This is a genomic window from Nocardia sp. XZ_19_385, from assembly GCF_015355755.1.
Taxonomy (GTDB): Bacteria; Actinomycetota; Actinomycetes; order Mycobacteriales; family Mycobacteriaceae; genus Nocardia.
The window spans coordinates 527,239-550,813 of sequence record NZ_JACVEE010000004.1 but is presented as its reverse complement, the minus strand read 5'-3'; the positions used below and the strand labels follow the sequence as shown (position 1 = coordinate 550,813).

Here is a 23,575-nt window from a genome sequence, read left to right as displayed (position 1 = left end):
CGATAACGGTAGACGGTGTCCCCGCGCAGGTCGCAAGGGACACCCGGCGGATCCTGGAAAACCGTCGCGGCAGGCCGGGATACCGGCTCGAACACAGTTACCATCGTGGGGGCCGCACGGAGCGGACGACTGTTTTGGAGGACATCACTTGATCGGGCAGATCCTGGAGGGGCGCTACCGGATAGACGCGCCAATCGCGCGGGGCGGGATGTCGATGGTCTTTCGCGGGGTGGATACCCGGCTGGACCGTCCGGTAGCGATCAAGGTGATGGATCCCAAATTCGCCGGTGATCCGCAGTTCCTGTCGCGTTTCGAGTTCGAAGCCCGCGCGGTGGCCAAGCTGAAGCATCCGTCGCTGGTCGGGGTGTACGACCAGGGCGTGGACGGCGATTACCCGTTCCTGATCATGGAACTGGTCGAGGGCGGCACGCTGCGCGAGCTGCTGCGCGAACGCGGCCCGATGCCGCCGCACGCCGTGCGCGCGGTCGCCGAGCCCGTGCTCGAAGCGATCGGTGTCGCGCACGCGGCGGGGCTGGTGCACCGCGACATCAAACCGGAGAACGTGCTGATCTCCGACAGCGGTGACGTGAAGATCGCCGACTTCGGGCTGGTCCGGGCGGTCGCGGCGGCCAACACCACCTCGGCCAGCGTGATCCTGGGTACCGCGGCGTATCTGTCGCCGGAACAGGTGACGTCCGGGTCCGCGGATTCGCGCAGTGACGTCTATTCGTTCGGTGTGCTGATCTTCGAGCTGCTGACCGGCCGGGTCCCCTTCACCGGGGACACCTCGATCTCGGTGGCATACCAGCGCATCGAGAACGACGTGCCGAGTCCGAGCGAGTTCATCGCGGGCGTGCCGCCGGAGTTCGATGATCTGGTCGCCCGGGCCACCGCCCGCGACCCCCTGCACCGGTTCGCCGACGCGGGCGAAATGGCGGCGGCGTTGAGCGCCATCGCCAACGATTTGGAATTGCCGCCGTACCGGGTGCCCGCGCCGCAGGAGTCGGCCGAACATCTCAGCGCCGGGTTCACCGCTGTCACCGACCTGAGTGGCCGCGACGCGACCCCGCAGCCGGTGGCCCAGCCGCAGTACACGCCGGAACCGCAGCACACCAAGGTGGTCACCGCCGCGCGTCCGCGCGTGCCCGATTACGGGCCGGACCCTTACGACAACCCCTACGACAACGGCTATGCCCCTGACAACAGCTACGGCGCCATCGAGGTGCACGAGTACGCGCCACAGCGCCGCCCGGCCCCGGCCCAGCCCTACGCCGATCCGGTGAAGTCGCGGCGCACGGCGCTGGTGTGGGCCGCGATCGTGGTGGCCATGACCCTGCTCGTCGGCATCGGCGGCTGGTGGCTCGGGGTCGGCCGCTATTCGCCGATCCCGCCCGTCGCCGGGATGAGCGCCGAGCAGGCGACTGCGGCGCTACAGGACGCCGGATTCACCAGCGAGACAAGGCAGAAGGCCTCCGACACCATTCCGGTCGGTGGCGTCGTCGGCACCGATCCGTCCGCCGGGTCCAAGGTGACCAAGGGCTCCACGGTCGCGGTGCTGATCTCCAGCGGCAAGCCGCGGGTGCCGGACGTGCAGCCGGGCGCCGAAGTCAAGAAGGTCAACCAGCTGATCCGCGACGCCGGACTGCAACCCATCGACGCGGGTGAGGTCGGCAGTCAGCTGCCCAAGGGCAGTCTCGCGCGGGTCGAGCCCGGCGTCGGCACGGTGCTGCCGATGGGCGCGCAGGTGAAGGTGTACCGCAGCAACGGCGCGCCGCCGGTGAAACTGCCCGATGTGCGCGGCAAGACCGTCGAAGAGGCGACCACGGTGCTGACCAAGGCCGGTATCAAGGTGAAGGGTCAGCAGACCGAGTTCGACAAGGCCATCGAGTCGGGTCAGGTGGTCGGCACCGATCCGGCGGCGGGAACGACTGTGAATTCCGGTGATTCGGTGACGCTGATTGTCTCCGACGCGGTGAAGATCCCGTTCGTGGTCGGGTCCAGCGTCGGCGAGGCACGTCAGAAAATGGTGGCGCTCGGCTTCAAGGTGCAGGTGCAGTCGCTCACCGATTCCGACAGCTCGGTGGTCATCGGCCAGGCTCCCGGTGCGGGCAGCCGGGTCGAGCCGGGCACCACGATCACGCTGACCGCACTCCCCTGAATCGGCGCGCCATCTCGCTGATCGCCTTGCGCACCGCCGGTTCCAGGGGTTCCTCGGCCGCGATGGCGGCGCGCATCGCCGCCATCCCGGCGCCGGCGAAGGCGCCCACCAGGATCGCGGCGTGCAGGTCGTCGAGTTCGCCGGGAAACGTCGCGCGCAGCCGCTCCGCCATCTGGTGCTGAACGTCGAACAGCCGGCGTAGCGAGGTGGCGTACAGGGATGGCACGGTGACGATCAAACGGGCCCGGTGCTTTTCGAGTCCGTCCGGATCGCTCTGGTGTTCGGCGGCGAGCATGCCCTCGAAGGCTCGCGCCACCAGGTCGGCGGGGGTGTCTTCCGGCTGACGCCGAGTCAGCTCGTCGATACCCGCTTGGGCGATGTGGGATCGATCGCCGAAGACGAGATCCTCTTTCGTGCCGAAGTAGTTGAAGAACGTGCCCGGCGAAACCTCTGCGGCGCGGGCGATCTCGGTGACCGTGGTCGCGTCATAGCCCTTCTCGTCGAAGAGTTCGTACGCCGCCAGTAGCAGGCTGCGGCGCGTGCGCTCTTTCTTGGTTTCCCGTAATCCGGCCTCCACCTTGCTCACTCGCTCAGGTTACTACATCGGCTACAAATTTGTAGTTGCTTTATTTTTGAAGTCACTTCATATTTGAGTCATGTGCGGAATCACCGGATGGGTGTCATACGAACAAGATCTGACCGGAGCACGCGATGTCGTGGCGGCGATGACCGCGACGATGGCCGCGCGCGGGCCGGACGCCGACGGCATGTGGGTCGAAGGCCACGCGGCTCTCGGGCACCGGCGACTCGCGATCATCGATATCGAAGGCGGAGCGCAACCGATGACGGCCGAGACTCCGGACGGCCCGGTGGCGCTGGTGTACTCGGGCGAGACCTACAACTTCACCGAACTGCGCGCCGAACTTCAGGCCCGCGGCCACCGCTTCCGCGGCCGCTCCGACACCGAGGTCGTGCTGCACGGCTATCTGGAATGGGGCGCGGCCGTCGCCGAGCGGCTGATCGGCATGTTCGCGTTCGCGATCTGGGACGCGCGGGTGCAGCGGCTGGTGTTGATCCGGGACCAGCTCGGCATCAAGCCGCTCTATCTGCTGCCGACCCGCGACGGCGTGCTGTTCGGCTCCGAACCGAAGGCGATACTGGCGAATCCGGGCGCGAACGCCATCGTCGGAATGGACGGTCTGCGTGAGCTGTTCACGCTGATCACCGATCCCGCCACCGCGGTCTGGCACGGCATGCGGCAAGTCGAGCCGGGCACCGTCGTCACCGTGGACCGGGACGGCTTGCGGGAGTCGCGCTATTGGACGCTGCGCACCGCCGAACACACCGACGACCTCGGCCGCACTATCGCGACGGTCCGGGATCTGCTGGACGACAGCGTCCGCCGCCAGCTCGTCGCGGACGTACCGCTGTGCACGCTGCTCTCCGGCGGCTTGGATTCCTCGGCGGTCACCGCGCTGGCCGCCCGGCAGCTGCGTTCGAGCGGCGCGTCCGTCCGCAGCTTCACCGTGGAATTCTCGGACCAGAAGGCGAACTTCGTAGCCGACGAATGGCGCGGCACCCTGGATTCGCCGTTCGCGGACGAGGCAGCCCGCCATGTCGGCGCGCGCCATCACACCATCGAGATCGACACCGCCGAGCTGGCCGCTCCCCCGGTCCGCGCGGCGGTGGTCGCCGCACGGGATCTGCCGCTCGGTCTCGGCGATTCGGATGCCTCGCTGTACCTGCTGTCCCGAGCCGTCCGGGAACGGTCGACGGTCGCGCTGTCCGGTGAGTCCGCGGACGAAGTCTTCGCCGGATACCGCTGGTTCCACGAACCCGCGCTGCGCGATGCCGACACCTTCCCCTGGATGGCCGCGATGCCGACAGCGATGACCCGGCGCACCGCGCTGCTGCGGCCGGACCTGGCGCGCGCCCTCGACCTGGACAACTACGTCCGGGACCAGTACCGAACCGCGCTGGCCCGCGTCGAGCCGCTGCCCGGCGAGGGACCGCTCGACGCGCGGATGCGACAGATCTCCTATCTGCACATCACCCGGTTCTTGCGCGCGATGCTCGACCGTAAGGACCGGATGAGCATGGCGGTAGGCCTCGAGGTGCGCGTACCGCTCTGCGACCACCGGCTCGTCGACTACCTGCACAACGTCCCGTGGGCGTTCAAAGCCCACGACGGCCGGGAGAAGAGCCTGCTGCGGTCCGCCACGGCCGAGCTGCTGCCCCGCTCCGTGGTCGACCGGAAGAAATCGCACTACCCGATCGCCCAGGACGCGCCCTATGTCGGCGCGCTGCAACGCCAGGCCGCCGAGCTGCTCGCGGCCGAACACCCGGTGCTGGAAATCATGGACGCGGCAGCGGTCCGGAAAGTCGCCCAGCGGGACGTCGGCGGCGTCGACCTGCCCGACCGGCTCGGGCTGGAACAGTTCCTCGATCTGGCCGTCTGGCTCGATCAGCACCGGCCACAGCTGCGGACCGCCTGAACCGGACGAAACGGGGCGCCGGGTCGAAACCCGGCGCCCCGTCTCGTGAATCTTGTTGTCAGCGCAGCATTTCGGCGACCAGGAACGCGAGCTCCAGCGACTGCTGGGTGTTCAGGCGCGGGTCGCACGCTGTCTCGTAGCGGTCGTTGAGATCCAGATCCGAGATGTCCTGCGCGCCACCGAGGCATTCGGTGACGTCCTCACCGGTCAGCTCGATGTGCAGGCCGCCCGGATGCGTACCCAGCGCGTGGTGCACCTCGAAGAAGCCCTGCACCTCGTCGACGATGCGGTCGAAGTGGCGGGTCTTGAAACCGGTGGACGCCTCGTGGGTGTTGCCGTGCATCGGGTCGCACTGCCAGATGACCTGATGGCCGGTCGCCTGCACCTTCTCGATGATCGGCGGCAGCGCGTCACGCACCTTGCCGTTGCCCATCCGCGAGACGATGGTCAACCGGCCCGGCTCGTTCTTCGGGTCCAGGCGCTCCACGTACTCCACCGCCTGCTCCGGGGTGGTGGTCGGGCCGATCTTCAGGCCGATCGGGTTCGCCAGCAGCTCCGCGAACGCGATGTGCGCGCCGTCGAGCTGACGGGTGCGCTCACCGATCCACAGGAAGTGCGCCGACAGGTCGTAGAGCGCGGGCTCCCCGGTGGCCGGGTTCTCGCCCAGGCGCAGCATGGCGCGCTCGTAGTCGAGCACCAGCGCCTCGTGGCTGGCGTAGATGCGCGCGGACTGCAAGCTGGGGTCGTTGACCCGGCAGGCGTTCATGAAAGCCAGGCCGCGGTCGATCTCCTCGGCCAGGGCCTCATAGCGCGCTCCGGCCGGCGACTGGGCGACGAAGTCGCGGTTCCAGTCGTGCACCTTGTGCAGGTCGGCCATGCCGGCGCTGGTCAGCGCGCGCACCAGGTTCATCGCGGCGCTGGCGTTGGCATAGGCGCGGACCAGACGGGACGGGTCGTGCACGCGCAGCTTCTCGTCGGCGACCAGCGAGTTGACCATGTCGCCGCGGTAGGAGGTGAGGCCCAGCGAATCGGTGTCCGAGGAACGCGGCTTGGCGTACTGACCGGCGATCCGGGCGACCTTCACCACGGGCAGGCTGGCGCCGTAGGTCAGCACCACCGCCATCTGGAGCAGCGTGCGGATATTGCCGCGGATGTGCGGCTCGGTGTTGTCGGCGAAGGTTTCCGCGCAGTCACCGCCCTGCATCAGGAACGCCTCACCGCGCGCCACCTCGGCGAGCCGCTCGCGCAGCTCCTCCACCTCGGCGGGCACACAGATCGGCGGCACGCTCTCCAGCACGGTGCGCATCTTCGCCGCCTGCTCCGGGTCCCACGAGGGCTGCTGCAGCGCGGGACGGGCCAGCGCCGCGTCCAGACGTCTGCGCAGCTCGGTGGGCAGCGGCGGCAGTTCCGGCAAGCGGTCGATGGGTACGTCGACGGTCCAGTTCACGAGATTCAGAATACGGTCACCGCCGAAGGGCAGATACCCAGAGGTAGTAGGAAACCATCGCAACCTTGGTGTCGGGAAAATCCACCTAGGTGGGGCTTGCGGCAAACGCCTCGCATCCCGGGCTTAGGGTTGACCCAACTGGCCCATGCCACCCGACGACCGAAAGAGGCGATCTCGTCGCGTTACTTTTATGATTGCGAGTTCATCGAGGACGGGTTGACGATCGACCTCGTATCGATCGGGGTCGTCTGCGAGGACGGCCGCGAATACTACGCGGTATCAACCGAATTCGATCCCGAGCGGGCCGGTCCCTGGGTGCGCAAATACGTGCTCCCGCAGCTGCCGCAGCCCGCCTCACCGCTGTGGCGCAGCCGCGAGCAGATCCGCGAAGACCTCTACAAATTCCTCGTCCCCCGCCCCACCGTGCAGCCGGAACTGTGGGCCTGGGTAGCCGCCTACGACCACGTGGCGCTGTGCCAGCTGTGGGGTTCGATGGTCGACCTCCCCAACACCCTCCCCCGCTACACCAACGAACTGCGCCAGCACTGGGAGGCACACGGCCGCCCCGACCTCCCCCCGGTCCCGCCGGACGCCCACGACGCCCTCGCCGACGCCCGCCACAACCTGGCCAAGTTCGAGGCCATCGAAGCCCACCGCCGCCGCTGACGGCGCAAAAGCAAAGGCCCCGAGTCGTTTCCGACTCGGGGCCTTGCGCTGTACCGGCCTAGTGGCCGGACTTGTCTTCAAGGGCCTTCTGCTGGGCCTTCGCGAGGGCGGCGAGCTGCTTGTGCTCTTCGGCCTCCTCGGCTTCGAAGTGGGCTTCGCTCTCCTGCCAGGGATCCGGGCGGAGGAACGAACCGGTGCCCGGCTTGCCGGCCAGGCCGAGCTTGTTCATCTTCTTGGGCACGTGCGCGCCCTGGTACTCCAGCGGGAGCGGGTGGCCGTGGTCGTCGACCGGGCCCAGCGGCTGGTGCACCTCGATGTACTCGCCGTGCGGCAGGCGCTTGATCACGCCGGTCTCGATGCCGTGCTCGAGCACCGCGCGGTCGCTGCGCTGCAGACCCAGGCAGAACCGGTAGGTGATGTAGTACGCCACCGGCGGCAGCACCAGCAGGCCGATGCGGCCGGCCCAGGTGGTCGCGTTCAGCGAGATGTCGAACTTCAACGCCAGGATGTCGTTGACGCAGGACAGGGTCAGCACCAGGTAGAACGCGATCGCCATGGCACCGATCGCGGTCCGCACCGGCACGTCACGCGGACGCTGCAGCAGGTTGTGCGGTGCGTCATCGCCGGTGAGGCGCTTCTCGATCCACGGGTAGGCGATCAGCAGCGTGAACACCAAGCCCATGATGAGCGCGACCCAGAACACGGCCGGAACCGTGTAGTTGCCGATGTAGATCTCCCACGGCGGCATCAAGCGCGCCATGCCGTCGGTCCACATCATGTAGAAGTCGGGCTGCGATCCCGCCGAGACCTGAGAGGGGTTGTACGGACCCAGGTTCCAGATCGGGTTGATCTGCAGCACGCCGCCCATGATGCCGATGATGCCGAGGGTGAAGGCGAAGAACGCGCCCTGGTCGGCGGCGAACACCGGGATGATGCGGGCGCCGACCACGTTGTTCTCGGTGCGGCCCGGTCCGGGGAACTGGGTGTGCTTCTGGTACCACACCAGCGCCACGTGCGCGGCGATCAGCGCGAGGATGATGCCGGGCAGCAGCAGCACGTGCGCGATGTAGAGGCGCGGGATGATGATGGTGCCGGGGAAGTCGCCACCGAAGATCAGCCAGTGCATCCAGGTGCCGGCGATCGGGATACCCATGGTGATACCGCCGAACGCGGCGCGCAGGCCGGTACCCGAGAGCAGATCGTCGGGCAGCGAGTAGCCGAAGAAGCCTTCGAACATCGCCAGGATCAGCAGCAGCGAGCCGATCACCCAGTTCGCCTCACGCGGCTTGCGGAACGCGCCGGTGAAGAAGATGCGGAACAGGTGCACGATGATCGACGCCGCGAACAGCAGTGCGGCCCAGTGGTGCACCTGGCGGACGAACAGACCACCGCGCACCTCGAAGGAGATCTCCAGCGAGGTCTCGTAGGCGCGCGACATGGTGACACCACGCAGCGGCTGGTAGGCGCCGTTGTACACGACCTCGCTCATCGACGGATCGAAGAACAGGGTCAGGTACACACCCGACAGCAGCAGGATGATGAAGCAGTACAGCGCGATCTCACCGAGCAGGAACGACCAGTGGGTCGGGAAGACCTTGTTGATCGACCGCTTCGCGAACGCAGCGGCGCGATACCGCTCGTCCATCGCATTGGCTTGGGCTCCAGCAGCAGGACTCATGAACGACGCTCCCAGAAGGCCGGTCCGAGCGGCTCGATGAAGTCGCCTGCGGCGACCAGGTAGCCCTCGGAGTTGACGGTGATCGGCAGCTGCGGCAGCGCGCGAGCGGCGGGACCGAAGACCGGCTTACCCCATTCGGTCGCCAGGAACTGCGACTGGTGGCAGGGGCACAGGATCCGGTTGGTCTGCTGCTCGAACAGCGAGGTGGGGCAGCCGAGGTGGGTGCAGATCTTCGAGTAGGCGAAGTAGTCGCCGTAGTTGAAGCTCTCCTGGCCCTTGCGCTTGATCGCCTTCTCCGCGTCCGCGGTGCGCAGGCGAATCAGCATGACCGAGTTGCGGATACCGCGCAGCGACTGCAGGGTGGCGTGCTCGTCACCACGCCACTTCTCCTTCCACGGGAACACCGTCTCCATGGAACCCGCGTCCAGATCCTCCGGGCGCACCAGGACGATGTCGTCGGGGCGGCCGGTGTCGCGGCGGATGTAGATGGTCTCGCCCTCGTGGTCCGGGGTCCAGCCCGAGACCCACAGCGGCGACTTGTCGCCCTTGGCCCACGGGTTCTTGACCAGGCCACCGGCGAACACCATCAGCGCGCCGAGACCGAAGACGCCGAGACCGGCGCCCGCGGTGCGGGTGATCATCTTGCGGCGGGCCAGGGTGGAGGTGTCGAGCGCGTCGCCGAGCTGAGCGGCCAGGGTACGGCGCTCGACCTCGGGCGAGGGACCGTCGTGGCGATCCTGGATCGACAGTTCGGCCGGGATGAACTTCTTGCGGATCAGCACGACCGCGACGCCGACGACCAGAATGGAGATGCCGAAGGTGAGACCGATCAGCGGGGTGAACAACGAGTAGGCCTGGTGGCCCTCCTCGTTCTTGCCCTTGAATTCCCAGGGCCAGAACAGGAACACGCCGATCAGGGCGGCCGCGGACAGCGCGGACACGGCGAACCAGAAGCTCACCTCACGCTCGGCGCGCTTCTCGGCCCGGGTGCCCGGGATCGGGAAACGCTCGCGGCGGTAGGCGACGTCGACGCCGTCGCGCATGGTGCCGAGCTTGACCAGCTCGTCCCGCGACATCGCGTCGAGTTCGGCCTCGGTGTAGTCGCGGTTGACGTCGACCTCGTGCGTCACTTTCGACAGCTCGCTGTCTTGGCCCTCATCCGGCCGACCCATGTCGTTTGGCTCCTTGTCCGTCATGACCTTGATCCGATCCACATCGCGGCACCGACGATCGCGACGATGCCGATCACCCAGGCGGCCAGACCCTCGGTCGCGGGGCCGAAACCACCCAGATCCCAGCCACCCGGCGCGGATTCCTCGTCGGCGTTGCGGACGTAGGCGACGATGTCGCGCTTCTCTTCCGGCGTCAGCTGCCGGTCGGAGAACTTAGGCATGTTCTCCGGGCCGGTGAGCATGGCGGCGTAGATCTGCTGTTCGTTCGCCTCGTTCAACGGCGGCGCGTACTTACCGGAGGACAGCGCGCCGCCCCGGCCGGTGAAGTTGTGGCAGGACGCGCAGTTCATCCGGAACAGCTCCGAACCGCGGGCGACGTCGGCGCCACGCAGCGATTCCTGCGCGATCTCACCGTTGGCGTCACGCACGACGGTGGGGCCGCCACCGTTTGCCTGGATGTAGGCCATCAGCGCGTCGGTCTGCGCGGCGTCGAACTTGACGGGCTTGCGCGCGGCCTGAGCCTGATTGGCGGCCAGCGGCATACGGCCCGTGGACACCTGGAAGTACACCGCCGCGTCGCCGACGCCGACAAGGCTCGGACCGCGGTCGGTGATGCCCTGCAGGTTGGCACCGTGGCAGGTGATGCAGGAGGTGTCGTAGAGCTGCTTACCCTCGCGGATCAGCGCGGTCTGGTCCTGGTTGGCCGTGGCGACCTGCGGCTCCGGGGTGAGGGCCGTGGCCAGGAAACCGGCTCCGACGAGACCAACCAGCAGCGCGAGTCCGCCAGCGATGCGCCTGCGCAGGCGGCGCTGCTTACGAACCTTGGTGGCCTGGCCATTCCCGACGCTGGCGGCGGGCTCTGGCGCTGACGGGGGAGATGAACTCATCTGTGTCCCTTTGGAGTAGACGGAACCGACTTGTACGTAGCTGGGTGTCGCCCGGTTAACGGACGAAGTAGATCGTGGCGAACAGCCCGATCCAGACGATGTCGACGAAGTGCCAGTAGTACGAGACCACGATCGCGGCGGTCGCCTGCGCGGGCGTGAACTTACTGACCTTGGTGCGGATCAGCAGGAACACGAACGCGATCAGGCCGCCGATCACGTGCAGGCCGTGGAAGCCGGTGGTCATGTAGAACACCGAGCCGTAGGCGCTGCTGGAGATCGAGGTGCCCTCGTGGACCAGGTGGTAGTACTCGTAGGCCTGACCGCCGACGAAGAACGCACCCATGGCCAGGGTGATGACATACCAGCGGCGCAGTCCGAACACATCGCCGCGCTCCGCCGCGAACACACCCATCTGGCAGGTGAACGAGGAGGCGACGAGCACGGCCGTGACCGGTACGGCGAGGGTGAGGTTCAGCTCGGTCGGTTCCGGCGGCCAGTTGCCGTGGGCCTGTGCGCGCGCGACGAAATACATGGCGAAGAGCCCGGCGAAGAACATCAACTCGCTCGACAGCCAGATGATGGTACCGACGCTGACCATGTTGGGCCGGTTCAGCGAATGCACACGCTGAGTAATGGCCGATCCTGGGGTGCCTACTGCGGTCGTCACGCCGGTAAGTATGACTCGTCGTAGTACGACACAAGTACCCGGGTGCGAAACTTGTCCGGCCGTGTCGGAAAACGCACGGACAGAGCGGGTCTCGCACCGGCGTCGGCGTGTCTGTGTTTGTGCAGGACGCGTGGGTATTTGCGCAGGATGACCGGGCCTAGCATGGCAGGCGGCGCTGAGGAATTGCTGAGATGGAGGTCTCTGTGAAGGGTTTGTTGCGACGCCTGTTCGGGCGTGGCGCACCGGCGCCGCTGGATCCCGACCGGTCGGATCTGGTCGTGGTCGCCGCGAGTTTCGAGGACGCGGAGGCCTGTTCGGCGGCACTCGCGCGCGCGACCACATGGGTTACCGACGCCCCCGCGGTGCTCCGCCATCATCTCCGGATTCCCGCTGCGCAGGTCGGGCGTGTCTGCGAGATCGCCGCGCAGGACGGATACGCCCCCGAGCCCGCCGAAGCGACTGCCGACGAGCTCCAAACCCTCGTCCTGCGACGAGTACAGGTGCTCGACGCCCTGCACTGCTCACAGGAACGGTCCCGGATGGCCGGGCTCGCGCAGCGCCACGACGGATTCGCCGACGGGTGGGACGCTCTGCAACCGAGTCCCGGGGAATAACGTCTGGCCCGATAGGCTGCATCGCGACAGACTGGTGGTGAACCAGTAATAGGGAGAAGGACACATGCGTAGCTGGCCACAGGTATTGGGGACTCTCGCCGATGGCGGCGACCTGGCGGCGGACGACACCACCTGGGCGATGAACGAGATCATGTCCGACAACGCGACCTCGGCGCAGATCGCCGCGTTCGGCGTCGCGATGAAGATCAAGGGCCCGACGCCCGCGGAACTCGGCGGCCTCGCCGCCGGCATGCTCTCCCACGCCCGCCTGGTGCACGTCGACGGTGACGCCGTCGACATCGTCGGCACCGGCGGCGACCGTTCCGGCTCGGTGAACATCTCCACCATGTCTTCGATCGTGGTCGCCTCGGCCGGAGTGCCCGTGGTCAAGCACGGCAACCGCGCCGCCTCGTCCAAGAGTGGCGGCGCCGACGTCCTCGAAGCGCTGGGCGTGAAGCTCAATCTCGGTCCGGACGCGGTCGCGCAGTGTGTCCGCGAAGCGGGGATCGGCTTCTGTTTCGCCCCCGTCTTCCATCCGGCGCTGCGCTTCGCGGGCGCGGCCCGTAAAGAAATAGGCATCCCCACCGTCTTCAACATCCTCGGCCCGCTCACGAATCCGGCCCAGCCCCGCGCGGGCTTGGTCGGCTGCGCCTTCACCGACCTGGTGCCGGTGGTCGCGGGCGTCTTCGCCGAACGCGGCGCCAGTGCCCTGGTGGTCCGCGGCAACGACGGCCTCGACGAGATCACCACCTCCGACACCACCGCCGCCTGGATCGTCTCCGGCGGCCGCCTCCGCGAAACCGTCATCGACCCGACCCGCCTCGGCATCCCCCGCGTCCACCTCGACGCCCTGCGCGGCGGCGACGCCGACACCAACGCGGGCATCGCCCGCGCGGTATTCGCCGGTGAATCGGGCCCGGTCCGCGACGCGGTACTGGTCAACTCGGCCGCCGCGATCGTCGCCTACGACTGGTCCCGCGGCGAAGGCGACCCCGACATCGACGTCCACGACGCCTTGGCCGCCGGCATCGAACGCGCCGCCGCCGCCATCGACAGCGGCAAATCCGCTGCGCTGCTGGACAACTGGGCCAAGCTCACCAACACCCTCGGCGAGAACTGACCTACTCCCAGCCGAGTTCGGCGTAGGTCTTGTGGTCGTACTCGGGTTGGGGCGTCGTGTAGATGCCCCAACCCTGATACCGGTAGTACTCGGTCATCGCCCCGAAGTGGCTGGCTGCCTCGAGCTTCCACACCAGCCGCGCGCCCGGTTCGAGTCGTGCGCGGGCGGCGTCGCCACGTGGGCCCGCAAGACAGAAGGTCCAGCAGCCCGCACCTTCGTCCCACAGCTCGTGCAGCACGCGGGTCACTCCCCCAGTGAGAATCCGGCCTCGACGTCGGCGCTCGAGTAGGACTTGAAGGCGATGTGGGTGGTGGTGCGCAGGACGCCCGGGACCTTGTCGATGCCCGCGGTGACCACTTCGGCGATCTTTTCGTGGTCGCGGACGCGGACGATCGCGATCAGGTCGACATCGCCGGCGCAGGAGTAGACCTCGGTGACGCCTGCGGTGTCGGCGACGGCCTGGGCGGTCTCCGGGATGCGGCCGTTTTCGGCGTGGATGAGCACGATCGCGTTAATCATGGTGGTCAGCCTAGTTGGCCGAGGTACTCCGCTCCCGCGAGTTCGGTGCGCGCGGCGGCCTCGGCCTGGTCGGCCCATGTCAGCCAGCGGGCGGCGCCGTAAAGCGGTTCCCAATAACCCGCGGTGCTGCGCACGATGCGGACGCCGGGGCGGGCGAGCCAGCGGACGACGAGGCCTATCTCTTCTGGGGAGCCGCCGAGCAAGGGTGGGCCCTCGATGGACGGCGGTGCGAGGTCAGCGGGTGGGGCGATTCCCTCAGGGAGAACGGTTTCAGCGGAGGCTACGAGGTGCTCGACGACCGGCATGGGTGCGACGCCGCGCCGGGCATTGCCTGCGCCCGCGAGGCGCCCGTATCTGATGACGGAGAATTCCCAGCCGCCCGCACCGTCGGGGTGGGCGGCGACGAGTTCGGGGATGCGGGCGATGGCGGCGAGGCGCTGGGTTCGGGCGATAGCCCGCACAACGGTGACCGCGCGATCGCGCAGGCGGGCGGCGGCTTCGAAATGTTCGGCGCGGGAGTGGGTTTCGAGCTGGGCGAGGATCGCCCGGACCGGGGTGTCGGAGCGGCCGGAGAAAAGGTCCCGGACCGCTGCGGCGATGGGCGCGTATTCCTTTGTATTCATAGGGATTTCGGAGAGACGAGCCGCGGGGCAGCCGCCGACTACCGCGGGCGGGCAATCGTGGACGCCGGTGCGCGGCAGCCGGGTGGTGCAGGTGCGCAGTCCGATGTGTTCGGCGACGGTCGCCGCGATGTCGGTGGCGTCGAGGCGAGAGTTGAAGGGGCCCAGCGCATCTCGAGTCGGGGTGCGCACCACCGCGAAGCGCGGGAAAGGCTCGTCGGTCAGCGTCAGCCACCACGCCTTCTTGGGAAATTTCGAGCGCCGGTTGTACGGCGGCGCGTGCGCGACGAGCAGGCGCAGTTCCCGTACACCGGCTTCCAGCGCGTGCGCGCACACCACGTGGTCGACGCGCGTTGCCAGCGAGACCATTTCCTTCATCCGCCCGCGAGTTTCCGAGCCGGTGAAGTAATTCCGGACACGGCGGCGCAGATTCACCGCGGTGCCTATATAGAGGACTTCGTCTGAGGGCCCGCGGAACAGGTACACCCCGGGACTGGCGGGCAGATCGGTGGCGAGCACCCGCTTGGCGCGCTGGCCGGTCGTCACATTGGGGAGGTAGTCCAGCAGCTCGGTAAGACTGTGCACCCCTTGGTTGCCCACCCGGGCGATGAGCGCGTGCAGCACGTCGACGGTGGCGCGGGCGTCGTCGAGGGCGCGGTGCGTCGGCTGGGTGCTCGCACCGAGGACGTGCGCCAGCACCCCGAGCCGTACCGAAGGCGCTTCGTCGCGCGTCAGTACCCGGCGTGCCAGCTTCACCGTGCACAGCACGGGCGGATTCGGCCAGGCGGTGTCACAGCGCGCCGCGGCGGCCTTCAGGAACGCGGTGTCGAAGCGCGCGTTGTGCGCGACCAGCACCGCGCCCTTGGCGAATTCGAGAAACCCGGGCAGCACCAGCTCGATTCGCGGCGCGTCGTAAACCATGGCGTGCGTGATTCCGGTGATGTGCACGACCTGCGGCGGGATCTCGCGGCCCGGGTTGACCAGGGTGGCGAACTCGCCGAGCACCTCGCCGCCGCGCACCTTCACCGCGCCGATCTCGGTGATCGCGTCGCCATCCGGGCTGGTCCCAGTCGTTTCCAGGTCCACGATGACGAAAGTTGTGTCGTACAGCGGGGTATCGAGCTCATCGAAGGCCAGCTGCTTTGCGGCGCGCGGGTCGGGCACGGCGTGCAGCGTAGAGGCAGGCACCGACAAGTTGGCCAGCGCGAGAAAGCCCAGGACAACAGGTTGAGCCGACAACAAAACTCACGAAGAAACTGTCGAATTCCGCGCGAGGTTTTCGTTTCGATCCCCGCAATTCGATCTAGTTAACCAAAATGTGATGCAGGTCACATTCAACACTGGTCTAAATAAACGGCCCGGGCGTGTCCGACTCTGCCGCGGTAGCAACCCGGCGTGTCACCCGAGTTTTGGACACTCGACCGATCCAGGGCCTCGCCGACGATCTTCAGCATCTCGACTACCTGGGCGAACATGCCCATATCGGCTCCCTATCGTAGCCGGTACAGGGCCTGCGACGCGCCGGGTGACCATCTGAGAAATCCCTGATAACGGTCGGTCTTTATTGTTTCGTGATCCGTGTGAGATATCTCGCAGATATGCATGCGCAAATTGGTGGTGCACCCCCAATTCCGACCGGTACGGCTTTACAAAGCCCCGTGATGTGTTCGTAACCTTTTCGAGACCTCACGGAGTCCGCCGCACCAGACCCGTTCACGGAGACGGTGCGGACGGCACGCAGTCCGCCGCACCAGACCGGGTGCAGCGTCGTGGGGCAGATTGGAAGAAACCGCATCATGGCGACTAACTCCGTCAAGCGAGGGGCGCGGCGTGCCGTTGCCGTCGGCGCCGTCGGCGCTGCCACCATCGGCGCGATCCTCCTGCCCGCGGCCCCCGCGTCGGCACAGCCGGTGACCATCCCCGGTGTGGGTACCTTCGAGGTGCCCAACGAGATCCCGATCCCGGCGGGCATTCCGGGCATCGAGGTGCCCAATCCGGCCCCCGGCCCGTTCGTTCCGCCCGCCCCGGTGAAGACCGCCGGCGAAATCGCCCTGGAGGCGGCCCAATCCAAGGTCGGCGCCCCGTACGTCTACGGCGCCGCCGGCCCGAACGCCTTCGACTGCTCGGGTCTGGTCCAGTGGGCCTACCGTCAGGCCGGCATGGAGCTCCCCCGCACCAGCGGCGCCCAGCTGTCCGCGGGCACCCCGGTCTCGGCCGACGCGCTGCAGCCCGGCGACGTGGTGTCGTTCTACGGCGGCGGCCACTCCGGCCTGTACGCGGGCGACGGCCAGGTCATCCACGCTTCCACCTCCGGTGTCCCGGTGAAGGTCGCCTCGATGTCCGAGATGCCGTTCGCGGGCGCGCGCCGCTACTGAACGCCGAACTCGGCTGGGCTCCAAGCGCTTTGATGCCGTCGGGTCGCCACGCGCGATCCGGCGGCATCGGCAACATACCCAGCCGGGGTGTGACCAGTTCGTTCCCTACTGGACACAGACCTACGCCGTTCCGTAACCTAATCGAGACCTACCCGGGTTGCGCCGTTGTCAAACCTCGACCGCGCCGCTCGGGACAACTGCAACGCATCGCTCAATGACAGAGAACGGGGCAAGGCAGGCCGTGGCCGCACACAGAACACTTCGCACCAATCGTGTTGTGGGAGGGGTACTTGCGGCGGGAATCCTGGCCGCGACCGTCTGCATCGGACCGGCCGGCGCCGACCCGGTAGCGATGCCCGCCACCGCCGGTGAAGCGGTGCAGAAGATGATCGAGCTATCCCGTGAGTCCGAGAAGCTCAACGAGGAAGCGCTCAACGCGCAGTCCGATCTCGACGCCAAGCTCGCCCTCCAGCGCGACGCCGACGCCACTCTCGCGACCAAGCGCGGCTCGCTCAACGCCGCTCGCGACGAGGTCCGTAAATTCCAGCCGGTCATCGACCGCACCGCGATCGCGACCTATCAGGGCGCGAAGACCAATCGCATGTTCGCGGTACTGACCAGTGACTCGCCGCAGCAGCTGCTCGACCAGATGTCGGTGCTGGACGTGATGACCGCGCAGACCACCGATCAGCTCAAGCAGTTCAAGAAGGCCACCGACGCCGCCTCGGCCGCCGAGTCCGCCGCCCGCGCCGCCTCCGACGCCGCGCACGACGCCGCCGCGAAGTCCGACAAGGTGCGCGCCGATCTGCAGAGCAAGCAGAACGAACTCGGCACCGCCACCGCCCAGGTCGTGGAGGCGTGGACCGCGCTGTCCACCAAAGACAAAGCCGCCTGGGCGGGTTCGCCGTTCCCGCCCGGATTCGACCGGGACACGCTGCTGAAGGGCCTGGTGCCCGGCAGCGGCACCAGCGCGCTCGCCGCGGGCCTGACCCGGGTCGGCGATCCGTATGTGTGGGGCGCGACCGGGCCGAACCAGTTCGACTGCTCGGGCCTGGTGCAGTGGGCGTTCAAGCAGGTCGGCAAGAACGTGCCGCGCACCAGTTCGCAGCAGGCCGCCTACGGCACGCCGGTGTCCAAGGACAATATGCAGCCGGGTGACGTGGTGTTCTTCTATCCCGAGATCTCCCATGTGGGCATCTACGCGGGCAACGGACTCATGTTGCACGCCTCCACCTTCGGCGTCCCGGTCGCGGTCGCACCCATCTCCTCGACGCCCTACCACTCCGCTCGGCGATACTAATTCGCTATGCAGGGATTGCGCCGGTTTCGGCGCTGGTGCGGTGCGCGCCGACGCGGTCAGTTCGCGCTCACCGTCGGCATGGTGACGATGCTGACCGGCACCTGCGGTGCGGTGCTCGTCGCGCCGAACTGGGCGATGCCGAAAATCCGCGCCGACCAGCTCGCTTCGGCGCAGCAGGTGGCCGCCGACGATCCGCGGCTGGCAGCCGTGCGCGGCATCATGGAGCCGTTCGGCCCGCTCACCGCGGTGCGGGTCGCGACCGGTGACGGGCAGGAATCCCTGGTCGTAGGCCATTCCGGCCAGCGCGTCGAAATGGATGTCCTGGCTGGCGAACTCGCGCCGGCCACCGCTTCGGTCAACGAGCTGTGGGGCACCGGGTGGGCACAGTCCGCGCTGGTCGTCGTCGCCTCGAATGCTTCGGAGTTCGCCGCGCTGCTGCGTTCGGGCAGCCTGCTCTCCCGGGAGGTCGCCGCCGCCTCGGTCGCCGACCCGTTCACGCACGGCACCCAACCCACCGGGCAGCGCGTGGTTTTCAGTCCCGATGCCGGGCGCCGCCTCTCCCCCGACGGCCTGCGCACCGTGCTGCGCCACGAACTCACCCATATCGCCACCCGCGGCGACACCGTCGACGGCGCACCGCAATGGATGCTCGAAGGGTTCGCCGAATACGCCGCGCACCGCGCGCAGAACCACCACTTCGCCGACATCGCCCCGACCCTGAGCACCCGTCTGCGCACCGGTGCGGCGCCCACCGACCTGCCCGCCGACAGCGCTTTCACCGGCCCGGACGCTGCCGCGGCCTACGAAGCGGCTTGGTCTGCCTGCGCTTTCGTCGCCGAAACCTATGACGAACCCCGGCTCGTCGAGCTCTACCGCGGCCTCGCGGCGAGCAAGCAAGTCGCCGCCACCGAGGACGCCCTCCTGCGCGAAGTCCTAGGCTCCAGCCGCGCGGACTTCACCACCGCCTGGCGCACCTGGCTCGAGACGAAAACCCCCTAGACCAGTCAGCCCTCAATCCTGACCCGCTGCCCTCCAAGATCAACAGGCGCTGGCGGCGCGGCTACTCGACCGATGCCGCCACCAGTGCCTGATGATCATGAAGACCCGTAGCGAGGGCCCACGATTCGATCAGTGGCGGGCGGCGGCGTGCGGATCGGACGCAGTAGGTTGTCATTCATGGCCCGAACTCTGCTGGTTACCAATGATTTCCCGCCTCGGCCGGGCGGTATCCAGTCGTATCTGCAGGCGCTGGCCGGTCAGTTGCCGCCCGATGACCTGGTCGTCTACGCCCCGCGCTGGAAAGGCGACAGCCATCTGAAGTTCGACGCCAAACAGAAGTTCCAGGTGGTCCGCCATCCCACCACGCTGATGCTGCCGACCCCGCTGGTGTTGCGCCGCGCCGCGCGCCTGTTGCGCAGCGAGAAGTGCGACACCGTCTGGTTCGGCGCGGCCGCGCCGCTGGCGATGCTGTCGCCGATGCTGCGCCGCGCGGGCGCGGAACGGATCCTGGCGAGCACGCACGGGCACGAGGTCGGCTGGTCGATGCTGCCGGGCGCGCGGCAGTCGCTGCGGACCATCGGCGAGCACACCGACGTGGTCACCTACGTCAGCCGCTACACCCGCCAGCGTTTCGCGTCGGCGTTCGGCCCGAACGCCGCGCTGGAGTATCTGCCGCCCGGTGTCGACACCGAGGTCTTCCGGCCGGATCCGGCCGCGCGCGCGGAACTGCGCGAGCGTTATGGGCTCGGTGACCGGCCGACGATCCTGTGCCTGTCGCGGCTGGTGCCGCGCAAAGGCCAGGACGCGCTGATCGTGGCCATGCGCGAGATCCGCGAAAAGGTCGACGGCGCAGTCTTGGTGATCGCCGGCGGCGGACCCTACGAGGACAAGCTGCGTGGCCTCGCGTCCGCGCTCGGGGTGGCGGAGGACGTGGTGTTCACCGGCCGTGTCGCCTCCGACGAGCTCGCCGCGCACCACACCCTCGCCGACGTCTTCGCCATGCCCTGCCGCACGCGCGGCGCGGGCCTGGACGTGGAGGGGCTCGGCATCGTCTTCCTGGAGGCCTCCGCCTCCGGAGTCCCGGTGGTGGCGGGCAATTCCGGCGGCGCGCCGGAGACCGTGATCGAGGGCAAGACCGGCCGCGTCGTCGACGGCCGCAAGACCGACTCCATCGCCAAAGCCATCATCGGCATCCTCGCCGACCGGGACGCGGCGGTCCGGATGGGCGCCGAGGGCCGGGCCTGGGTGGAACAGCAGTGGCGCTGGGACAGCCTGGGCGACCGGCTGAAGCACCTACTGCACTGAACCGGGCTGTGTCCTAATCCACTACTCTTCTTTTGTGAGCAGTATTCAGGTCGCGGATCAGACATTCGTCGCCGCTTCGGGCGCCGCGGTCGCCGAGATCCTCGGCGGGCCGACGAACTGGCGCAAGTGGTGGCCGGATCTCAGCCTCGAGGTGCGGGAAGACCGGGGCGACAAAGGCATTCGCTGGACCGTGAGCGGCGCGCTGGAGGGCACCATGGAGGTGTGGCTGCAGGACATGCTCGACGGCGTGATCCTGCATTACTTCCTGCACGCCGAACCGCGGGACGCGATCCCCGCCAAGCGGCTCCTCGCCGCCAACCGGGCCCGCCGGGTGGCAGGCCGGGAGATGGCGTTCGAGATCAAAGCGCGGCTGGAGGCGGGGCGCCCCGCGGGCGTGGCCCCGGCCTGCTGATGGCCGACCGGACAGAGAGGTCCATCCTCATCGAGGCGCCCGCGCAGCGGGTGATGGCTGTTATCGCCGATCTGGAGTCCTATCCCGAGTGGGTGTCGGCGGCGAAATCGGTGGAGGTGCTGGAGAAGGGGCCCGACGGCCGCGCTCGCACCGCCCGTTTCGTGCTCGACGCCGGTGTCGTCAAGGACACCTACGTGCTGACCTACAACTGGCGCTCCGACGACCGCGCGGTCAGCTGGCAGCTGATCAGCGGTGACCTGCAGAAGGCACAGGACGGCACCTACGAACTCCGCGATACCCCCGACGGCGGCACCGAGGTGATCTACCAGCTCACCGTCGACCTGAACATCCCGATGATCGGCATGTTCAAGCGCAAGGCCGAGAAGGTGATCACCGATACCGCGCTCAAGGAATTGAAGAAACGGGTGGAAGGCTGACCGCCGTGACCCGGGTGGAGCTGTTCGTCGGCAAGGGCGGGGTCGGTAAGACGACACTGGCGTGCGCTACCGCGATGTCGTACGCGCGGGCCGGACAGCGGGTGCTGATCGCGTCGCTGGATCAGGCGCATTCGCTCGGGGACGCGCTCGGGGTGCGTTTCCCGCACGACCCGGGCACCGTCACCGGAATCGCCCGGGTCGCACCGAACCTCGACGCCATCGAGGTCGATTCCCTTGCGCTGCTGGAGGATCGGTTCCGCGATGTACTGCGGATGCTGTCCACCGGCGGCAACCACCAGCACGGCATCGATCTGGCCGCACTGGATCCGGCCGAGCTGACCGGACTGCCGGGCGTGCAGGAACTGCTGATGCTGGTGGAGCTGGCCCAGTTCGCCGACGAGGACGACTGGGATGTGCTGGTCGTGGACTGCCCGCCCTCGGCGGACATGCTGCGCATCGTCACCGCGCCCGACACCCTGCTCGGCTATCTGGAGCGGGTCTGGCCGCCGCACGCGCGGGCCATGAGCGCCGGCGGTATCGACCTGCGGCGCGCGGTACTCGCCGCGACCGTGAACAAAATCGTCGCCGCCGTCACCGAGGTGCGTGACCTGCTGGCCGACCACGCCCGCACCGGCGCGAAACTGGTGACCGTCCCCGAACGCGTCGCGATCGCCGAGACCGAACGGGTCCGTTCCGCGGCCGCCCTGCTCGGTTTGCGCCTGGACGCGGTGCTGGTCAACAAAGTTCTCCCCGCGGTCCCGGCCGCGGACTCCGCGCATCCGGCGATCGACTGGTACCTGACCCGCCGCGCCGAGCAGCTCCAGGTCATCGAGCAGCTGCACCAGCGCCTCGACGGCGACCTCCCAGTGCTGATCGCCCAGCACAGCGGGCCCCAACCGGTGGGTCTCACCGCGCTGTCGATGCTCGCCGCTGTGGTGGACTCGAGACCTCCGTTGGGCGACAATCCGGCGGAGGTTCGCACAAGTTCCGGTGAACCGGTGGTTCGATGGGAGTCGGGCACCGGTCTGCATTCGGTCTACACGTTGCGGATGCACCTGCCCGTCGTCGATCCGGCGACGCTGCAACTGGGACGAGTGGAGGACGATGTGATCGTGGGAGCGGACGGGGTCCGGCGCCGGGTGCGCCTGGCGCCGGTGTTGCGGCGGTGCACAGTCGACGGCGCCGAACTCGACGGAAGTCACCTGGTGCTGCGTTTCGTCCCGGACCCGGAGCTCTGGCCGCGATGACCGAGAAGCAGGAGCCGGGCGCCGCGCACGACGCGCACGCCGACGGATTCGGGGAATTCGCCGAGGAATTGAAGTTGCTGGCCGAAGCCGTGCTGGAGCGGGTCGAGCCGGTGCTGCGCCGCACCGCCACCGACGGGCAGGCGCAATGGTCCAGTTGCAGCTGGTGCCCGGTGTGCGCGGCGGCGGCGCTGGTGCGCGGGGAACACCACGACGTGGTCGCCGCGATCGCCGAGCACGGCACCTCGATCGTGACCGTGCTGCGCGAGGCGCTGGCCGGGATCCCGGTGGAGCCGGTGCTGCCCGATCCCGAGGAGACCCAGCCGGAAGACGCTCCTCCGCAAGACGATTCGGCTGCCGAGGAGGCGAGCCCACCCCCGTCCGCCGAGGCGGATCCGCGTGCCGGTCGCAAACGTTCCCGGTACATCAAAATCCCCGTGACGTTCAAGGCATGACCCGCCAGATCGCCGGTGCCCACCCCCTGACCGTCGGAATCGACGTCGGCGGCACCAACATTCGCGCCTCCGTGGTCGACGCGGAAGGTCAGGTGCTCGACACCGTCGTGGCGCCGACGCCGCATTCGGCGCGCGCCCTGGAGGACGCGCTGGCCCGTTCGGTCCGCGAGCTGTGCGAGCGCCATCAGATCGGCGCGGTCGGTCTCGCGGTGGCCGGGTTCATCACCAGCGACCGCACCACCGTCCGCTTCGCGCCGCACCTGCCGTGGCAGGACACCCCCGTCGCGAAGCGGCTGACCGAACGCCTGGAGTTGCCGGTCATCCTGGAGCACGACGCCAACGCCGCCGCCTGGGCCGAGTACCGCTTCGGCGCGGCCGCGGGCGGCCACAATGTGGTGCTCGTCGCCATCGGCACCGGGATCGGCGCGGCGCTGCTGATCGAGGGCAAGCTGTATCGCGGAACGCACGGCGTCGCACCGGAACTCGGTCATCTGCAGGTGGTTCCCCAGGGCCGGGCCTGCCCGTGCGGCAAGCACGGCTGCTGGGAAAGGTATTGCAGCGGAACGGCCTTGGCCGACACCGCGATCGAACTGCTGGCCACCGACCCGGTCAGCTCCACCGTCCTGGCCCGCGAGGTCTACCGCGACCCCGGCTCCCTCACCGGCCGCCGCGTCGCCGGCGCCGCCCAGGACGGCGACCCGATCGCCGTCGCCGCGATGGCCGACTTCGCCCGCTGGCTCGGCCTCGGCCTGGCCTTCGTCAGCGACATCTTCGACCCGGACCTGGTAGTGATCGCGGGCGGCGTAAGCAGCTCCTCCGCCCTCTTCCTGGACGACGCCCGAGAGGAGTACGCCCGCGCCGTCACCGGCGCGGGCCATCGCCCCCTGGCCCGCATCCGCACCACCCAACTGGGTGAGGCGGCCGGCATGATCGGCGCCGCCGAACTGGCCCGAGCGGTCTTGGTCGACACCAACCACCGCCCTTCCCGCGTCAGCTGACAACAGA

23 protein-coding genes are annotated in these 23,575 nt (G+C 68.3%); 14 read left to right on the top strand and 9 right to left on the bottom strand.

Annotated features, from left to right (window positions below; all coding sequences use genetic code 11):
- The first annotated feature begins 148 nt into the window (after nt 1-148).
- Nucleotides 149-2,158 carry a Stk1 family PASTA domain-containing Ser/Thr kinase gene (gene pknB / locus IBX22_RS31515; protein ID WP_228539793.1) on the top strand — a complete coding sequence of 670 codons (2,010 nt, stop codon included), beginning with the start codon at nt 149-151 and terminating at the stop codon, nt 2,156-2,158.
- Here the strand turns inward: pknB and IBX22_RS31510 are convergent.
- Nucleotides 2,136-2,744, bottom strand: a complete 609-nt coding sequence (locus IBX22_RS31510) for a TetR/AcrR family transcriptional regulator (protein ID WP_194819387.1) — start codon at nt 2,742-2,744, stop codon at nt 2,136-2,138. The genes pknB and IBX22_RS31510 overlap by 23 nt on opposite strands.
- 70 nt (nt 2,745-2,814) lie before the next feature.
- On the opposite strand from IBX22_RS31510, the gene asnB reads away from it, so the two are divergent.
- Nucleotides 2,815-4,653: an asparagine synthase (glutamine-hydrolyzing) gene (gene asnB, locus IBX22_RS31505; protein ID WP_194819386.1), complete on the top strand. Its 1,839-nt coding sequence runs from the start codon at nt 2,815-2,817 to the stop codon at nt 4,651-4,653.
- A 58-nt stretch (nt 4,654-4,711) separates the two neighbouring features.
- On the opposite strand, the gene IBX22_RS31500 is transcribed toward asnB, so the two are convergent.
- Entirely contained in the window at nt 4,712-6,100 is a 1,389-nt protein-coding gene (locus tag IBX22_RS31500; protein WP_194819385.1) for a class II 3-deoxy-7-phosphoheptulonate synthase, read from the bottom strand.
- A gap of 171 nt (nt 6,101-6,271) precedes the next feature.
- Here IBX22_RS31500 and IBX22_RS31495 point away from each other — a divergent pair, with 171 nt between their 5' ends.
- Nucleotides 6,272-6,766, top strand: a complete 495-nt coding sequence (locus IBX22_RS31495; RefSeq protein WP_194819541.1) for a polyadenylate-specific 3'-exoribonuclease AS — start codon at nt 6,272-6,274, stop codon at nt 6,764-6,766.
- Nucleotides 6,767-6,824: 58 nt separating this feature from the next.
- Here IBX22_RS31495 and IBX22_RS31490 read toward each other — a convergent pair whose 3' ends face one another.
- From IBX22_RS31490 to IBX22_RS31475, 4 genes are read right to left on the bottom strand one after another with little or no spacing between them, the layout of a single operon-like run.
- A complete protein-coding gene (locus tag IBX22_RS31490) occupies nt 6,825-8,444 on the bottom strand; it encodes a ubiquinol-cytochrome c reductase cytochrome b subunit (protein WP_194819384.1) in 1,620 nt (539 codons plus the stop codon).
- Entirely contained in the window at nt 8,441-9,616 is a 1,176-nt protein-coding gene (locus IBX22_RS31485; RefSeq protein ID WP_194819383.1) for a ubiquinol-cytochrome c reductase iron-sulfur subunit, read from the bottom strand. Before IBX22_RS31485 ends, IBX22_RS31490 begins: the two co-directional genes overlap by 4 nt.
- Nucleotides 9,617-9,636: 20 nt before the next feature.
- Entirely contained in the window at nt 9,637-10,503 is an 867-nt protein-coding gene (locus IBX22_RS31480) for a c-type cytochrome (RefSeq protein WP_194819382.1), read from the bottom strand.
- A gap of 55 nt (nt 10,504-10,558) precedes the next feature.
- Nucleotides 10,559-11,170: a heme-copper oxidase subunit III gene (locus IBX22_RS31475; RefSeq protein ID WP_194819381.1), complete on the bottom strand. Its 612-nt coding sequence runs from the start codon at nt 11,168-11,170 to the stop codon at nt 10,559-10,561.
- A gap of 191 nt (nt 11,171-11,361) precedes the next feature.
- On the opposite strand from IBX22_RS31475, the gene IBX22_RS31470 reads away from it, so the two are divergent.
- Both IBX22_RS31470 and trpD read left to right on the top strand, forming a co-directional pair.
- Nucleotides 11,362-11,784, top strand: coding sequence for a hypothetical protein (locus IBX22_RS31470; protein ID WP_194819380.1), 423 nt, complete (start codon nt 11,362-11,364; stop codon nt 11,782-11,784).
- Nucleotides 11,785-11,848: 64 nt separating this feature from the next.
- Nucleotides 11,849-12,904: an anthranilate phosphoribosyltransferase gene (gene trpD, locus IBX22_RS31465; RefSeq protein ID WP_194819379.1), complete on the top strand. Its 1,056-nt coding sequence runs from the start codon at nt 11,849-11,851 to the stop codon at nt 12,902-12,904.
- A gap of 1 nt (nt 12,905) precedes the next feature.
- Here the strand turns inward: trpD and IBX22_RS31460 are convergent, their stop codons facing one another.
- Genes IBX22_RS31460 through IBX22_RS31450 form a run of 3 tightly spaced genes read right to left on the bottom strand, consistent with a single transcriptional unit; the run spans nt 12,906 to nt 15,207 of the window.
- Complete coding sequence (locus tag IBX22_RS31460; protein ID WP_228539792.1) at nt 12,906-13,151, bottom strand: hypothetical protein; 246 nt, start codon at nt 13,149-13,151, stop codon at nt 12,906-12,908.
- On the bottom strand, nt 13,148-13,423 hold the full coding sequence (locus IBX22_RS31455) for an Lrp/AsnC family transcriptional regulator (protein WP_194819378.1): 276 nt from the start codon (nt 13,421-13,423) through the stop codon (nt 13,148-13,150). The genes IBX22_RS31460 and IBX22_RS31455 overlap by 4 nt, the downstream gene beginning before the upstream one ends.
- Before the next feature lie 5 nt (nt 13,424-13,428).
- Complete coding sequence (locus IBX22_RS31450; protein WP_309234861.1) at nt 13,429-15,207, bottom strand: DEDD exonuclease domain-containing protein; 1,779 nt, start codon at nt 15,205-15,207, stop codon at nt 13,429-13,431.
- A gap of 632 nt (nt 15,208-15,839) precedes the next feature.
- Between IBX22_RS31450 and IBX22_RS31445 the strand changes: the two genes are divergently transcribed.
- The 9 genes from IBX22_RS31445 to IBX22_RS31405 all read left to right on the top strand — a co-directional run bounded on the left by IBX22_RS31445 (nt 15,840) and on the right by IBX22_RS31405 (nt 23,568).
- Complete coding sequence (locus tag IBX22_RS31445; protein ID WP_194819377.1) at nt 15,840-16,418, top strand: C40 family peptidase; 579 nt, start codon at nt 15,840-15,842, stop codon at nt 16,416-16,418.
- Nucleotides 16,419-16,659: 241 nt separating this feature from the next.
- A complete protein-coding gene (locus IBX22_RS31440; RefSeq protein WP_309234860.1) occupies nt 16,660-17,718 on the top strand; it encodes an NlpC/P60 family protein in 1,059 nt (352 codons plus the stop codon).
- 6 nt (nt 17,719-17,724) lie between these two features.
- Nucleotides 17,725-18,717: a hypothetical protein gene (locus IBX22_RS31435; protein ID WP_194819375.1), complete on the top strand. Its 993-nt coding sequence runs from the start codon at nt 17,725-17,727 to the stop codon at nt 18,715-18,717.
- A gap of 177 nt (nt 18,718-18,894) precedes the next feature.
- Nucleotides 18,895-20,022: a glycosyltransferase family 4 protein gene (locus IBX22_RS31430; protein WP_194819374.1), complete on the top strand. Its 1,128-nt coding sequence runs from the start codon at nt 18,895-18,897 to the stop codon at nt 20,020-20,022.
- A gap of 34 nt (nt 20,023-20,056) precedes the next feature.
- Nucleotides 20,057-20,434: a polyketide cyclase / dehydrase and lipid transport gene (locus IBX22_RS31425; protein WP_194819373.1), complete on the top strand. Its 378-nt coding sequence runs from the start codon at nt 20,057-20,059 to the stop codon at nt 20,432-20,434.
- Nucleotides 20,434-20,871: an SRPBCC family protein gene (locus IBX22_RS31420; RefSeq protein WP_194819372.1), complete on the top strand. Its 438-nt coding sequence runs from the start codon at nt 20,434-20,436 to the stop codon at nt 20,869-20,871. The genes IBX22_RS31425 and IBX22_RS31420 overlap by 1 nt, the downstream gene beginning before the upstream one ends.
- 5 nt (nt 20,872-20,876) lie before the next feature.
- Nucleotides 20,877-22,118, top strand: coding sequence for an ArsA family ATPase (locus IBX22_RS31415; RefSeq protein WP_309234859.1), 1,242 nt, complete (start codon nt 20,877-20,879; stop codon nt 22,116-22,118).
- On the top strand, nt 22,115-22,570 hold the full coding sequence (locus IBX22_RS31410; protein ID WP_228539789.1) for a hypothetical protein: 456 nt from the start codon (nt 22,115-22,117) through the stop codon (nt 22,568-22,570). The genes IBX22_RS31415 and IBX22_RS31410 overlap by 4 nt, the downstream gene beginning before the upstream one ends.
- Nucleotides 22,567-23,568 carry an ROK family protein gene (locus tag IBX22_RS31405; RefSeq protein ID WP_194819371.1) on the top strand — a complete coding sequence of 334 codons (1,002 nt, stop codon included), beginning with the start codon at nt 22,567-22,569 and terminating at the stop codon, nt 23,566-23,568. Before IBX22_RS31410 ends, IBX22_RS31405 begins: the two co-directional genes overlap by 4 nt.
- Nucleotides 23,569-23,575: the final 7 nt, after the last annotated feature.